Below are 14,868 nucleotides of genomic sequence, written 5' to 3'. Positions count from 1 at the left end.
TCCCGCGCAGCGAGAGAGGGGTGAGGCGGCGCAAGCCGCTCAGGGGGTGCCTTCTTACTGATATCCCTTGGGGAATGGGTCGGGCTTGATCAGCGCAGGCGACTCGGACACCACCTTGAACGAGGCGTCCGGCATGCCCATGGCGATGCGCGACTTGCTCCAGAGGTGGTGGTTAGCGTCCACCTTCACATAGCCCTCGGGCGCGGTGGTCAGCTCGATGCCGGGCGATGCGGCCACCACCTTGTCCACGTCAAAGCTCTTGGCTTTTTCAACCGCGGCCTTCCACAGCCAGGGGCCCAGGTAGCCCGCCTGCGTCACGTCGCCAATCACGGCGTCCTTGCCGTACTTGGCCTTGAAGGCAGCCACAAACTTCTTGTTGTTCTCGTTGTCGAGTGACTGGAAGTACTTCATCGACGAGTAGAACCCGTTGAAGTTCTCGCCGCCCACGCCGGTCATTTCGTCTTCGGTGACCGACAGCGTGACCAGCAGCTGCTTGTCGCCCGTGATGCCCGCGGCCTTGAGCGCCTTGTAGAACGCCACGTTGGAGCCGCCCACCACCGCCACAAACAGGCAATCGGGCTTTTGCACCTTGATCTTGTTCATCAGCGAGCCGAAGTTGGTGCTGCCCAGCGGGTAGTACTCCTCGCCGACGACCTTGCCCTTCTGGAAGTTCTCGATGTGCTTGCGCGCAATCTTCATCGAGGTGCGGGGCCAGATGTAGTCGGAGCCGATGAGGAAGAAGGTCTTGGCCTTCTTCTCGGTCTTGGCCCATTCCAGGCTGTACAGAATCTGCTGGGTGGCTTCCTGGCCGGTGTAGATCACGTTCTTGGATTGCTCCAGGCCTTCATAGAACGTGGGGTAGTAGAGCAGGCCGTTTTCTTTCTCGAACACCGGCAGCACTGCCTTGCGCGAGGCGCTGGTCCAGCAGCCAAACACGGCGGCACAGCGGTCGTTGATGAGCAGCTTTTTGGACTTCTCGGCAAACGTGGGCCAGTCGGAGGCGCCGTCTTCCTTGATGACCTTGATCTTGCGGCCCAGCACACCGCCCATGGCGTTGATCTGGTCAATGGCCAGTTGCTCGGCCTGGATGGAGCCCGTTTCGGAAATCGCCATGGTGCCGGTGGCGGAGTGCAGCTGGCCCACGGTGACTTCAGTGTCGGTGATGGCCAGCTTGGTGGTGTTGACCTGCGCAGTGGGCTGGCCAAAAGACCAGGCAGGCAGGCCCGCCACGGATGCGGCGCCCAGCGCCTGCAGGATGCGACGGCGGCCGGGTTCAGCCTGGGCGGATTCACTAAAGCGGGGGTCGTACGGGTGGCTCATGAAGACGCTCCTTGCAGGATCGGTGTGAATGAAGGGACGGGACGGAAGCGGGTTGTTTGCGCTGTGGAATGAAGGTTAGGGACAACCCTTGAATGCGCCCATACGTCAATTAACGTAGTGCTGCGTACGCATTCCGATGCGAGCCCTGCACAGGGACCTGCACATGGTCCTGTGCAGGGCAATGCGTGCCCATGCAACGCCCCAACGCGGTGCGCGCCTAGAACGCTTCTTGCTTTGTGCTGGGCATGGCCTCACCACATACACCCGATGCCCAGAGCGCACCACAAACGATTTTTCGTTTCCGGCGCGAGTACAACGCCTGGGTGGCCGACGAGACCATGGAGGACTACGCGCTGCGCTACACGCCCAAGAGCTTTCGGCGCTGGAGCGAATTCCGCGTGGCGAACACGGCGTTTGGTTCGCTGTCGTTCCTTGCGCTGGAGGCCATTGGTGGGGCGATTGCGCTGAACTACGGCTTCAGCAATGCCATGTGGGCCATCCTCACCGTGGGTCTGCTGATCTTTCTGACGGGCCTGCCCATTGCCTACTACGCAGCGCGCTATGGGCTGGACATGGACCTGCTCACGCGGGGCGCAGGTTTTGGCTACCTGGGCTCCACCATCACGTCGCTGATCTACGCGGTGTTCACCTTCATCTTCTTTGCGCTGGAGGCGGCCATCATGGCGCTGGCGCTGCAGATGGTGGTGGAGTGGCCGCTGGAGTGGTGCTACATCGCGTCGTCGCTGGTGGTCCTGCCGCTGGCCATGCGCGGAATCACGCTCATATCGCGCCTGCAGGCCTGGACGCAGCCGCTGTGGCTGTTCTTGCTGCTGCTGCCCTTTGTGTGGATTGCGCTGGCCCAGCCCCAGCTGTACCGCGACTTTGCGGGACTGTCGGGCCTCAAGAGCGGCAGCAGCCAGTTCGACCCGCTCATGTTTGGTGCAGCCGCGGCGGTGATCTTTTCACTGGTGGTGCAGATTGGCGAGCAAGTGGACTTTTTGCGCTTTCTGCCCGAGCGCACTGCCGCCAACCGCCTGCGCTGGTGGGGCGCGGTGCTGGTGGCGGGGCCGGGCTGGGTGGTGATGGGCATGCTCAAGATGGCGGGTGGGGCCTTTCTGGCGTTTGCCGCGCTGCAGTTCGAGGTGGGCGCCCAGCGCGCGGCCGAGCCCACGCAGATGTTCCTCGCAGGCTTTCACCAGGTCATGCAGGCGCTGGGCCTGCCGGGCCTGGCGGTGGCCGTGACGGTGGTGTTTGTGGTGGTCTCTCAGATCAAGATCAATCTCACCAACGCCTACGCGGGCTCGCTGGCGTGGTCCAACTTTTTTGCGCGCGTGACCCGCAGCCACCCCGGGCGCGTGGTGTGGCTGGTGTTCAACGTGTTGATTGCCACCTTGCTGATGACGCTCGGGGTGTTTGGCGCGCTGGAGAAAGTGCTGGCTGTGTACAGCAACGTGGCCATTGCCTGGGTGGGAGCGCTGGTGGCCGACCTCGTCATCAACAAGCCTCTGGGTCTGTCGCCCAAAGGCATCGAGTTTCGGCGCGCGCACCTGTATGACTTCAACCCCGTGGGCCTGGGCGCCATGGTGCTGGCGGCCACGGTGGCCTGCTGCGCCTATGCAGGGCTGCTGGGCGAAGAAGCGGCCGCGTTTTCGCCCTTCATTGCGCTGGTGCTGTCGATGGCGCTGGCGCCGCTGCTGGCCTGGCTGACGCAGGGCCGCTACTACCTAGCGCGCGCTCCGGGCAACGAGTGGCGACGCGGCGAGATCGTGCGCTGCGCCGTGTGCGAGAACCAGTTCGAATCCGAAGACATGGCGCGCTGTCCGGCCTATGCCGCGCCCATCTGCTCGCTGTGCTGCTCGCTCGAATCGCGCTGCCACGACCGCTGCAAGACCGGCTCGCGCGCGGCCGACCAGCTCCGCAACGTGGTGGAAGCCTTGCTGCCGCAGCGCTGGGCCATCAAGGTGAACTTTCGCCTGGGGCAGTACCTGATGGTGATGGTGTCGCTGTGCGCGGTGATGGCGTTTCTGGTGGGCGTGGTGTATGTGCAGGAAAGCCTGCAAGCGCCGGTGCCCGGGCAAATGCTACAAATGCCGTTTCTCAAGGTGTTTGCGCTGCTGGCGCTGCTGGCCGCCGTGTGCGCGTGGTGGGTGGTGCTGAGCACCGACAGCCGGCGCATGGCGCAGGACGAGTCGGAACGGCAGACGCAGCTGCTGCTGCAGGAAATCGAAGCCCACAAGCGCACCGACGCCGAACTGCAGGCGGCCAAGGACCAGGCCGAGTCCGCCAACCAGGCCAAGACGCGCTACGTGGCAGGCATGACGCACGAGCTGCGTTCACCGCTCAACAGCATCCTGGGCTACACGCAGATCCTGCTCAAGAACCCGCACACCGAGGGCTGGATGCGCGAGACGTTGTCGACCATGCAGCACAGCGGCCAGCACATGCATGCGCTCATCGATGGATCGCTGGAGCTGGCGCGCATCGAGGCGGGGCGCTTGCGGCTGGACATGGCCCCGCTGCCGCTGCCCGAGCTGATCGAGAACATCGAAGCCATGCTGCGCCCGCAGGCCGAGGCCAAGGGCCTGCACTTTGTGGTGGAGACGCTGGGCACCATGCCGGGCTGGATACGGGCCGACGCCAAGCGGCTGCGGCAGATTCTGATCAACCTGCTGTCCAACGCCGTGCGGTTTACCGAGCGCGGCGAGGTGCGGCTGCGCATGGACTTTCGCCAGCATGTCTCGCGCATTGAAGTGATCGACACCGGCATCGGCATCGAGCCACAAGACCTGGAGCGCATCTTTGTGCCGTTTGAGCGCGGCAGCGCCGGGCGCCGCGCCAGCGAGGCGGGCACGGGCCTGGGCCTGACCATCACGCACCTGCTTGCCGAACTGATGGGTGGCCAGCTCACGCTGACCAGCACCCCGGGCCAGGGCAGCACCTTTACCGTGCGGCTGTACCTGCCCAGCATTGCGGTAGACCCGGCCTGGACCACGCCCAGCCGCGCCACGCTGCGCCCCGTGATCGGCTACCTGGCGCCCCGGCGCACGCTGCTGGTGGTGGACGACCAGCCCCTGCAGCGCCAGCTGCTGGCCGGCCTGCTGGTGCCCCTGGGTTTTGAGGTGCGCGAGGCCGCCAGCGGGCGCGAATGCATCGAGATCGTGCGCCAGACACCGCCCGACCTGGTGCTGCTCGATATCACCATGGATGACCTGGACGGCTGGCAGACCGCCGCCCTGCTGCGCGAGTTGCGGCCTGCGTCCGAGCTGCCCATCGTGTTCGTTTCGGCCAATCTGTTCGAGCACGAGGCCTCACGATTGGCGGCGCAGCAGTGCCAGGCTTTTGTCGGCAAGCCGGTGATCGAATCCGAACTGCTCCAGGCGCTGGAGCACGCGCTGCAGCTGGAATGGGTGCGCGACAACACGCCGCTTGCGCCCAGCCCCGAGCCCGCCGCGGGCCCCGCCAACCCCAACGACACCCCGGCCACGCTGCCCGACGAACTGCGCGAAGACCTGACCCGCCTGGCGCGGTCTGGCCAGGCCGCCGCGCTGCGCGAGCGGCTGCGGCGCGCACGCGGCGATCTGCCCGGCCATGCCGCCACGCTGGCGTTGCTACAGGCCAGTGCCGACCGCTTCGACTTTGAGACCCTGGCCCACCACCTGCGCGAGCCCGAAGAGGGAACCCTATGAACGACGAATCCCATCCAGGCCAGCAGGTCAGCCAGCGCGTGATCCTGGTGGTGGACGACGCACTCGACACCCTGCGCATGCTGTGCGACGCCCTGGCCGCCGAGGGCTACGCCGTGCTGGCCGCGCGCGACGCCGAAGAAGCCCTGCAGCGCTTTGACCTGACCGTGCCCGACGGCGTGCTGCTGGACGCGGTGATGCCCGGCATGGACGGCTTTGCGCTGTGCCGCCAGCTGAAAGCCACACCGCCCTGGTCGCACGTGCCGGTGGTGTTCATGACGGGCTTGTCGGACACCGAGCAGATCCTGCGGGGCTTTGCCAGTGGCGGGGTGGACTATGTGGTCAAGCCCCTGCGCATCCCGGAGGTGCTGGCCCGCCTGGCCACCCATGTGCGCAACGCCCAGGCCACGCGGCTGGCGCGCGAGGCGGTCGACGTGGCCGGGCTGGGCGTGGTGGTGCTGGACGGCCAGGGCCGCGTGGCCTGGCGTTCACCCCAAGCATTGCGCTGGCTGGAGGCTGCATTTGCCGCCGACCCCGCCCCCGCAGATGCCGCCGCTGCCTGGCTGGTGCGCGCGCAAGCCACCGGCGACCAGACCCTGGCGCTGGCCGACGGCCGCCAGTTGCTGGCCCGCCATCTGGGCGCGAGCGGTCTGGCCGAGTCGATGCTGCTGCTCAGCCGCACCACGCCCGAGGCCGCCGCCCCGCGCCACCTGCAGCAGGTCGCGCTGACCCCACGCGAGACCGAGGTGCTGTCCTGGCTGAGCAAGGGCAAGACCAACCGCGACATCGCCGACATCCTGGGCATGAGCCCGCGCACGGTGAACAAGCACCTGGAGCACATTTTTGAAAAGCTGGGGGTGGAGACACGCACCGCCGCTGCGGCCATTGCGGGGCAGTTGTTGCAGGTCTGAGTTCGGATTTTCCGGATGGGCCACACCTGCCCCTATTCCTGCGAGCTGAGCCTGCCAATGCCAGGGCGCTGTTTGCGAACAGCCCTTCGACGGGCTCAGGGCGAACGATTCGTCCGATATTCCTGAGCCAGCGCCACATCAGGTGGTTTATGGTTCAAATTGGCATCTGGCGCTTGTCTGTCGAGATTTTATAGCTATTAAATCAATAGCGAAATATCTTGCAACCTCAAACAGACACTGGCGCCATGGCCGACGCCGGCAGGCCGAACAGGTGGTCGAACACCCAGTTGAAAACAAAGGTGTAACAAAGGAAGAACACGATCAGCCCCAGGTCCATCACAAACGCGTGCCACAGGGAGATGTCAAACCACCAGGCAAACAGCGGCACGAGGGTGAAGACCAGCCCGCCTTCAAAACCGATGGCATGCGCCACGCGCCGCGCAACGCTGCGACCGCGCACGGGCTGGCGAGCTTCCCAGCGCTCAAACGCCCAGTTGAAGACGATGTTCCAGACGATGGCAATCACCGAGGCTGCCACGGCCACCACGCTCGAATGGCCCGCGCCCTGGCCCGAGAGCAGGGCCAGCCCGGCCGTGGCAGCCGCGATGGCGATCAGCTCGTACAGGCTCACATAGATCAGTCGGCGCTTGAGGCCCTGCAGGCCGAAAAGGGTGGGTTGCTTGTCCATGGGGGTGACTTTATGTGCCTGCAGCTGATATATAAAGTCAGCTTGTTTCAGTTTATTTGACAGATCACACCCATGGCCTTCTCTTCAGACAGCGTGCAGGTGTTTCTGGCGGCGCTGGACCACGGCTCTTTTTCGGCGGCGGCGCGGGCGCTGTCGCGGGTGCCGTCGGCCGTAAGCATGACCATTGCCCACCTGGAAGCCGAGCTGGATGTGCAGCTGTTTGACCGCAGCGGTCGCGAGCCCCGGCCCACCGCCGCCGCCCGCGCGCTGGAACCGCAGGCCCGGTTGCTCGCCGGGCAGCTGCAGCAGCTCAACGCCCAGGCGCTGGCGCTGACGCAGGGGCTGGAAGAGCGGCTGACGCTGGCCATCGCGCCCGAGCTGCTGGCCGCTCGCTGGACGGGCCCCCTGGCCACGCTGGCATCGGAATACCCGCTGCTGCAGGTGGAGGTGCTGACCGCCCCGCAGGTCGATGCGCTGGCGCTGCTGCACAGCGGCCGCGCGCAGCTGGCGCTGGTGTTCGAGCGGCCCAGCATCGACGGGCGCGAGGGCTTTCAGGAAGTGGGCACCGAAACCCTGGTTGCCGTGATGGCGCCGGACCATGCGGTATTGCAGGGCGCGCGCGCCTCGGCCCTGGCCCGGGGCGAGCCGCCCGAGCGCGCCATGCTGCGCGAAGAACACCTGACCACCACGCGCCAGATCGTGGTGGCCAGCCGGGACTTGGCACAGACCGATCCGCGTTTTGTGTTTGCCCGCCACCACTGGCGCACCGACAACCACCTGGCCGCGCTGGGGATGATCGAAGCGGGCCTCGGCTGGGGCTGGCAGCCCCGCGCGCTGGTGCAGCCGCGCATCGAGGCGGGGCGGCTGGTGGAGATGCCGTTTGAGAACCTGAGCAACGGCACCGCACTGTGGGTGGATGTGGTGTGGTCGAAGGAGCGGCCGCTGGGCCTGGGCGCAGCGCGTTTTGTGGCGCTGATGGCCACGGCGGCCAAGGCAGCGGCCCGCTGAGCGTCTCTTGCAAGGCAGACGCTGCCCGCCCGCATGCGGACCCAGAAGGCAAGGGAGCGTTACCGAAAAAGCAAATGCGAATTGTTTGTATTTGCATAGATAATGACGGCCTTTCATTCGCACCCCGCCCGCGCCCCGTTCAACACGACCTCTCTCCCGTGCGGCGGTTTGCACGGCGCGCGGGAGCAAGCCCCGCCGTTTTCTCTCTCTACCGATCTGCACCATGCATCCCTCGATTCCCCGGCCCGCCCGGCAGGCTGCTACGGCCCGCGCCACCCTGGCGCTGTGCGCCTTTACCGCCAGCGCCGCCATGGCCCAGACGGCACCCCCTGTTTCATCGGCTCTACCGACCGACGCCGTCCCCACCAGCCCCGCCCTGTCGGAAGTGCAGGTGCGTGACAGCAGCGCCACCACCGGCTACCAGGGCGCGCAGCGCAACACCGCAGCCACACGCACCGACACGCCGCTGATCGAAACCCCGCAGTCCGTGCGCGTGGTGCCCCAGCAGCTGATGGAAGACCTGGGCGCCACGCGCCTAGCCGACACCGTGGACTATGTGAGCGGCATCACCCGCCTGAACGACTTTGGCGGCACCTGGGACAACTATGCGATCCGTGGCTTCAGCAACACCGACGGCGGCCAGCTGCTCAACGGCTTTGCCTCCAACCGGGGCTATGGTCCACAGCGCGACGTGAGCTCGGTCGAGCGCCTTGAATTTCTCAAAGGCCCGGCGGCCGCGTTGTATGGCAGCAGCGAGCCGGGCGGCACGCTCAACATCGTCACCAAAAAGCCGCAGTTCACTCCCGCGCACAAGGCGGGTGTGCAGGTGGGCGGGCATGGCTACCGCCGTGCCACGCTCGACACCACCGGCCCGCTGGGCACGGACGTTGCCTACCGCCTGAACGTGGCGGCCGAGGACGGCGCGAGCCGTACCGCGCTGGTGGACAACCGCAAGATGGTGGTGGCCCCGTCCCTCACCTGGAACCTGGGCGCCGACACCGTGTTGAACTACGAGGCGGAGTTCATCCGCATCCGCACCCCGCTGGACCGGGGCATCGTGCAGGTGCGGGGCAACGTGGGCGCGCTGCCGTCCGACCGGTATCTGGGCGACCCCAGCCGGGAGAACCTGCATGTCAATGGCGACACGCACCAGCTGACGCTGGACCACGACCTGGGCCGGGGCTGGCGCACGCGCTTGGGCGCGTCGTACCGCGAGACGGACCTGTATGGCCCGGCCATCGACCTCACGGGCGCGCTGGCTGCCGACGGCCGCACCCTAACGCGCCGCGACAGCTGGCGCAGCCTGCCAGCGCGCGATACATCGCTGCAGGGCGAGGTCGAAGGCAAGCTGCAAGCGGGCGGCTTTACCCACACCGTGCTGGCCGGCGTGGAGACCTGGCGCCTGACTGCGGCGCAGGACATCCGCTACTCCAGCCTGGCCAGCCAGCCGTTTGCCATCGACATCTACAACCCGGTCTACAACCAGCCCGTGGGCAACCTCACGCCGGGCTTTGATCTGGTGGACAAGACCCGCGCCACGGGCCTGTTTGTGCAAGACCAGATCGACCTGTCCGAAAAATGGAAGCTGCTGGCCGGCGTGCGTTTTGACCGCTTCCACCAGGACAGCGAAAACCGCCTGACTGCCAGCCGACAGGTGCAGGAGCACTCGGCCGCCACGCCGCGCATAGGGCTGACCTACCTCGTCAACCCGAACACGTCGATTTATGCCTCGGCCGGGCGATCCTTCCGCCCCAATGCGGGCACCGATGAAAGCGGCAAAGCGTTTGACCCACAAAAGGGTCAGGCGCTGGAGCTGGGCGCCAAGTGGCAGTCGGCCGACCAGCGCCTGAACGCGAGCGTGGCGCTGTTCGACATCCGCAAGACCAACGTGCTCACGCGCAGCCCCACCAACGCCAACTTCAGCATCGCCGCGGGCGAAGTGCAAAGCCGCGGCCTGGAGCTAGATGTGGCCGGGCAGATCGACGCGCATTGGCGCATGACGGCCAACTTTGCCTACACCGACACCGAGGTGACCCGCGACAACAACGCCGCGCTGCTGGGCAAGCGCCTGCTTAACGTGCCGCGCGTGAGCGCCGGGCTGTTTGCCATCCGCGAAGACCAGGCGCCCTGGGGCGGCCGCTACGGCGTGGGCGGCGGCCTGGTGCATGTGGGCGAACGCACGGGCACTGCCACCGACACCTACCGCCTGCCGGCCTACACCACGGCGCGCATCACCGGCTACTGGCAGATCGACAAGCGCACGCGGCTGACGCTGGACGTGCACAACCTCTTCAACAAGACCTACACCACCGCCTCGTGGGGCGCGCTCACTGTCATTCCGGGACCGGCACGGCAGGTGATGGCCGGAGTGCAAGTAGCTTTTTAGGTCAAATTTAGGCCTAGCGCTTGATCCATAAGCGCTATTAGCTACATATTTAATAGCAAACAGGTTCCGCCGCCTGCACGAAGCTGCGGCGCTCGCCGTCCTCGGGCACCCACAGCCGGTGCGCCCAGCCGCCCTGCTCGGCCAGCGCTCGCACCGCCGTGCGGGTGGTGGGGCAGTGGTCCAGCGCCTGCAGGTGGTTGACCACCAGCAGGCCGGGGGTCAACGCCGCGGCCTCGGCCATGTCGGCGGCGTCCATCAGGATCTCTGCGCCCACGTCAAAGCGGGCGCCCCCGGCCGGCAGCACGGCGACATCGGGCCGCAGCTGCGCGAGACACTCGGCCACGCCAGGGGTGAGCATGGTGTCGCCTGCCAGGTACACGCTGGGCTCGCCGGGCAGCTCCAGCAGGTAGCCATGCCCATGCTCCATGAAGCGGCCCACCCAGCCGTGGCCGTGCACACAGGCAATGGGCGTGATGTGGCCGCCCAGCGCAAACGGCTGGCGCACCGCACCTGACAGCGGCAACACGCTGAGGCCCCGCTGCGCCAGGTAGGCCGTATCGCGCGGCATGCAGACCACGGGGATTTGCCGCTCGCGCAGAAAACGCTTGCCCGCGCGGTCCAGGTGGTCAAAGTGGCCGCGCTGGCAGTGGGTGATGAGGGCGTGGGTCACGCGCTCCAGCGCTTCGTCCGTGCCCGCAGGCAGATCAACGATCGGGTTGCGCTGGCGGCCTGCGCCCAGGTAGCGCAGCGCGGGCAAGGTGCCACGGGGCGCGAGCATCGGGTCCACCAGCAGCCCCACGGGGCGGCCTTCTGCGGAGGTGAATTCAAGAAGCAAGGTGGCGTTGCGCAATTGGGTGATCTGCATGGGGTGGGCTCCGAAGCCAGTGGGTGTGCAGTGGATTGTTGGGATTCGAGCGCCCGGCGAGAATGGCCTGTTTTGACAATTTCTTTCCATTTCAAGCCATACCGTCTCGCCGAATGCCCCGTGCCGCCGCCCCACCCCCACCACCCCTGCGCCTGGCACTGCTGCTGTACCCCGGCTGCATGCCCGCAGGCCTCTTTGCCACCGCCGACCTGGCCCGCGCCGCGAACCTGCGCGCGCAGCGCCCGGTCATCACCACCTGCTGGGCCGGTGCAGACCAGCAGCCCGTGCCCACTTGGCAAGGCCCTGCCCTCACGCCCAGCGTGGCCCTGGCGCAGGCCGAGGTGGACGCGGTGCTGGTGCCCGGCCTGTGGCTGGCTTCGCCCGATGGACTGCAGATGCCGCAGCTGCAACAGCAGATCGCGCCCGCCATCACGGCACTGCGAGCCCTGCCCCGCCGCACCCAGGTGTGGAGCTATTGCGCGGGCGTGGCGCTGGCAGCGGCCAGCGGCCGGATGCGCGGGCGCGGCGCCACGGCCACCTGGTGGCTGCGGGCCCCGCTGCAGCAGCAGTTTGGCGCGGTGCACTGGCGCTTTGACGAGCCTTTGGTGGAAGACGGCCCCATCACCACCGCTGCAGGCGCCAACGGCTATCTACCCCTGATGCTGCACGCGCTGGCAACGCGCCTGGATGCCGCAGCCCTGGCAGATCTGCAGTCGCTGCTGATGCTGCCCCGCCCACGCACGACCCACCCGGCGTTTGCCGGGCACGACCTCATGGCGACAGCCGACGCCGAACTGCGGCGCGGGATGCTCTGGGTGCAGCGTTGCCCCGCCAGCGCCCTGCGCCTGCCCGCGCTGGCCGATGCGCTGGGCCTGTCGCCCCGCACGCTGGCGCGGCGGGTGCAGGCGCACACGGGTCTTTCTGCCGCGCACTGGATGCGGCGCATCAAGCTGCGGCAGGTGAGCGAGGCCCTGTGCGACACCCCCCTGCCGCTCAAGCGCATTGCCGAAGACCTGGGCTTTGCCAGCGAGGCGGGCCTGCACCGCGCTTTTCAGCAGGCCACGGGGCAGACGCCGCTGGCCTACCGCATGGCGCACGGCTGAGAAGCTACGAGCGAGTCCGCCACACCCTCGGGCAATTCAGCGCCGTGGGGACGGAGCGAAGTCACGCGCCGCACGTTTTGCGAACCGTTGGCACGCCACCGCCGGGGCGCAGTGTTCCAATGGGGCCATCTGCCGCATTGCCCGGAGCCCCCATGCCGTTTCCCCTTGATTCGAGCCAATCCTCCCTGTGGCAGCGCTGCCTGCCCTGGCAACCCGGCCCCGCCGAGCCAGCAACCCAAGGGCGGCGCAGCAAGGCCCCACCGACTGCCGTATCGCTGGAAGATTTCGACCCTGGCGCCAAACCGTTTTCGCTGGGCAGCAAGTCCGAGGACAAGGCGGCGGTCGATGCACTGGCTGCCGAGCTCGACACGCTGCAGAACCTGTTCTACGCAGACAAGCGCCACAAGCTGCTGGTGGTGCTGCAAGGCACCGACACCTCGGGCAAGGACGGCACGATCCGTGGCGTGTTTGGCCACATGAGCGCCCTGGGCGTGCACGCCGTCGGCTGGAAAGCCCCCACCGAAGCCGAGCGAGCCCACGATTACCTCTGGCGCATCCACCAGCAGGTGCCGCAGGCGGGCGACATCACCGTGTTCAACCGCAGCCACTACGAGGACGTGCTGGTGCCCGTGGTCAACGGCTGGATCACGCCCGCGCAGCACCAGCAGCGGCTGGCGCACATCAACGACTTCGAGCGCATGCTCAGCGAGACGGGCACCATCGTGCTCAAGTTCCTGCTGCACATCGGGTTTGACGAGCAGCGCGAGCGGCTGCAGGAGCGCCTGGACGACCCCACCAAGCACTGGAAGTTCAGCATGGGCGATATCGAGGTGCGCAAGCAGTGGGCGCAGTACCAAGATGCCTATGGCACCCTGCTGGCCGCCACCCACACGCCCTGGGCTCCTTGGACCATCGTGCCTTCCAACTCCAAGACCCACCGCAACCTGATGATCGCCACGGTGCTGCGCGAGCTGCTGCACAACCTGGACCTGCGCTACCCCGCCGGCGACCCCGCGCTGGCCCGTTTCACGGTCGAATAACACCTTTGTGCGGCAGTGCACCACGCTGCCTTTTCAGCGCATTCATTAGCCACACTTTTGCTGCAGCGCCGCATTGGACGGCGTTTTCCCGCGGTTATGCATTATTTGCATAGCACCCAAACACTACGGCCTTAGACAGCGTGCGGCGGCAGGCATAAGCTTCGCAGCCTGAACTGATCCCACAAGGAATTCACCATGTCTTCACCCACTGGTGCTGCTGGCACCACCCACACCCTGCCCTCGTATCTGCAGGCCGACCACCTCGGCCCCTGGGGCAACTACCTGCAGCAGGTAGACCGCGTCACCCCCTACCTGGGCAGCCTGGCGCGTTGGGTGGAAACGCTCAAGCGCCCCAAGCGCATCCTGATCGTGGACGTACCGATCGAGCTGGACAACGGCACCATCGCCCACTACGAGGGCTACCGCGTGCAGCACAACCTGAGCCGCGGCCCCGGCAAGGGCGGCGTGCGTTTCCACCAGGACGTGACGCTGTCGGAAGTGATGGCCCTGTCGGCCTGGATGTCGGTCAAGAATGCCGCAGTGAACGTGCCCTACGGCGGTGCCAAGGGCGGCATCCGCGTGGACCCCAAGAAGCTCTCGATGGGTGAACTGGAGCGCCTGACGCGCCGCTACACCAGCGAGATCGGCCTGCTGATCGGCCCCTCCAAGGACATCCCCGCACCCGACGTGAACACCAACGGCCAGATCATGGCCTGGATGATGGACACGTATTCGATGAACACCGGCGCCACCGCCACCGGCGTGGTCACCGGCAAGCCCGTGGACCTGGGCGGCTCGCTGGGCCGTGTCGAGGCCACCGGCCGCGGCGTGTACACCGTGGGTGTGGAAGCCGCCAAGCTGACCGGACTGGCGCTCGACGGTGCCCGCGTGGCGGTGCAGGGCTTTGGCAACGTGGGCGGCATTGCCGCCAAGCTGTTTGCCGAAGCAGGCGCCAAGGTGGTGGCCGTGCAGGACCACACCGGCACCATCTTCAACAGCAAGGGCGTGGATGTGCCCGCGCTGCTGGCGCATGTGAAGACCCGTGGCGGCGTGGGCGGCTTTGCCGGCGCCGACGTGATGAAGCCCGAGGAGTTCTGGGGCGTGGACTGCGAGATCCTGATTCCTGCCGCGCTGGAAGGCCAGATCACCAAAGACAACGCAGGCCAGATCAAGGCCAAGCTCGTGATCGAAGGCGCCAACGGCCCCACGACCACCGAAGCCGACGACATCCTGCACGACAAGGGCGTGCTGGTGCTGCCCGACGTGATCGCCAACGCCGGCGGCGTGACGGTGAGCTATTTCGAATGGGTGCAGGACTTCTCCAGCTTCTTCTGGAGCGAGGACGAAATCAACGCGCGCCTGGTGCGCATCATGCAAGAGGCTTTTTCCGGCATCTGGCAAGTGGCCCAGGAGCACAAGGTGAGCCTGCGCACCGCCACCTTCATCGTGGCCTGCCAGCGCATCCTGCATGCGCGCGAAATGCGCGGACTGTATCCGTGATTCCCACTGTGTCGCCTTCGGCGCCTTCCCCCTGAGGGGGACGCCACCCGTGGCCTGGCAAAGCCAGTTCCACGGTGGCACTGGTCTGGATTGAGCACTCTCCACAGGCCCTGCCGTCATCCGTGTCTCCCGCCCCACCCCGGCGGTAAGTCCCTCACAAAACCGCCAGTGCCGCGATCCGGCCCTGGCGGTTTTTTTGCTTTCATCCGTGCTGGCACACATGCGCTGTGGCGCGGCAGCGACGGTGCTGGGATGTCACGTGCCGTTGGCTGGTCCAAACCGACCGCACAGCCGCGCCAGCAACAACAAGATACGCACACATACAAATTGTGGCGGCTTGCAACCTGCCCCCATGAAAAACTGG

10 protein-coding genes are annotated in these 14,868 nt (G+C 66.6%); 7 read left to right on the top strand and 3 right to left on the bottom strand.

Going from position 1 to position 14,868, the window contains the following annotated elements:
• Nucleotides 1-54 precede the first annotated feature (54 nt).
• Nucleotides 55-1,320 carry an urea ABC transporter substrate-binding protein gene (gene urtA / locus ASE52_RS18165; RefSeq protein WP_057228084.1) on the bottom strand — a complete coding sequence of 422 codons (1,266 nt, stop codon included), beginning with the start codon at nt 1,318-1,320 and terminating at the stop codon, nt 55-57.
• 245 nt (nt 1,321-1,565) lie between these two features.
• Between urtA and ASE52_RS18160 the strand changes: the two genes are divergently transcribed.
• Together ASE52_RS18160 and ASE52_RS18155 are read left to right on the top strand one after the other, a co-directional pair.
• Nucleotides 1,566-5,006, top strand: coding sequence for an ATP-binding protein (locus ASE52_RS18160; RefSeq protein WP_057228563.1), 3,441 nt, complete (start codon nt 1,566-1,568; stop codon nt 5,004-5,006).
• Nucleotides 5,003-5,914: a response regulator gene (locus ASE52_RS18155; RefSeq protein ID WP_057228082.1), complete on the top strand. Its 912-nt coding sequence runs from the start codon at nt 5,003-5,005 to the stop codon at nt 5,912-5,914. Before ASE52_RS18160 ends, ASE52_RS18155 begins: the two co-directional genes overlap by 4 nt.
• Before the next feature lie 226 nt (nt 5,915-6,140).
• On the opposite strand, the gene ASE52_RS18150 is transcribed toward ASE52_RS18155, so the two are convergent.
• Nucleotides 6,141-6,602: a PACE efflux transporter gene (locus tag ASE52_RS18150; RefSeq protein ID WP_057228080.1), complete on the bottom strand. Its 462-nt coding sequence runs from the start codon at nt 6,600-6,602 to the stop codon at nt 6,141-6,143.
• 72 nt (nt 6,603-6,674) lie between these two features.
• On the opposite strand from ASE52_RS18150, the gene ASE52_RS18145 reads away from it, so the two are divergent.
• Together ASE52_RS18145 and ASE52_RS18140 are read left to right on the top strand one after the other, a co-directional pair.
• A complete protein-coding gene (locus ASE52_RS18145; RefSeq protein ID WP_057228078.1) occupies nt 6,675-7,610 on the top strand; it encodes a LysR family transcriptional regulator in 936 nt (311 codons plus the stop codon).
• A 223-nt stretch (nt 7,611-7,833) separates the two neighbouring features.
• Nucleotides 7,834-9,996, top strand: coding sequence for a TonB-dependent siderophore receptor (locus ASE52_RS18140; RefSeq protein WP_057228076.1), 2,163 nt, complete (start codon nt 7,834-7,836; stop codon nt 9,994-9,996).
• Nucleotides 9,997-10,045: 49 nt separating this feature from the next.
• On the opposite strand, the gene ASE52_RS18135 is transcribed toward ASE52_RS18140, so the two are convergent.
• Nucleotides 10,046-10,861 (bottom strand): MBL fold metallo-hydrolase, encoded by an 816-nt coding sequence (locus ASE52_RS18135; RefSeq protein ID WP_057228074.1) that lies wholly within the window; start codon nt 10,859-10,861, stop codon nt 10,046-10,048.
• Between the two features lie 113 nt (nt 10,862-10,974).
• On the opposite strand from ASE52_RS18135, the gene ASE52_RS18130 reads away from it, so the two are divergent.
• The 3 genes from ASE52_RS18130 (at nt 10,975) to ASE52_RS18120 (ending at nt 14,504) form a co-directional block, all read left to right on the top strand.
• The gene (locus ASE52_RS18130) at nt 10,975-11,964 is read left to right on the top strand and encodes a helix-turn-helix domain-containing protein (RefSeq protein ID WP_057228072.1); all 990 of its coding nucleotides are present in this window, start codon (nt 10,975-10,977) and stop codon (nt 11,962-11,964) included.
• Nucleotides 11,965-12,116: 152 nt separating this feature from the next.
• Complete coding sequence (locus ASE52_RS18125; RefSeq protein ID WP_057228070.1) at nt 12,117-13,004, top strand: PPK2 family polyphosphate kinase; 888 nt, start codon at nt 12,117-12,119, stop codon at nt 13,002-13,004.
• 195 nt (nt 13,005-13,199) lie between these two features.
• Nucleotides 13,200-14,504, top strand: a complete 1,305-nt coding sequence (locus ASE52_RS18120; protein ID WP_010465354.1) for a Glu/Leu/Phe/Val dehydrogenase — start codon at nt 13,200-13,202, stop codon at nt 14,502-14,504.
• Nucleotides 14,505-14,868: the final 364 nt, after the last annotated feature.

It is taken from the genome of Acidovorax sp. Root275 (genome assembly GCF_001428965.1).
In the GTDB taxonomy this organism is placed as follows: Bacteria; Pseudomonadota; Gammaproteobacteria; order Burkholderiales; family Burkholderiaceae_C; genus Acidovorax; species Acidovorax radicis.
Note: the sequence above shows the minus strand (reverse complement) of the source record. Positions and strands in the feature narration are given on the sequence as shown.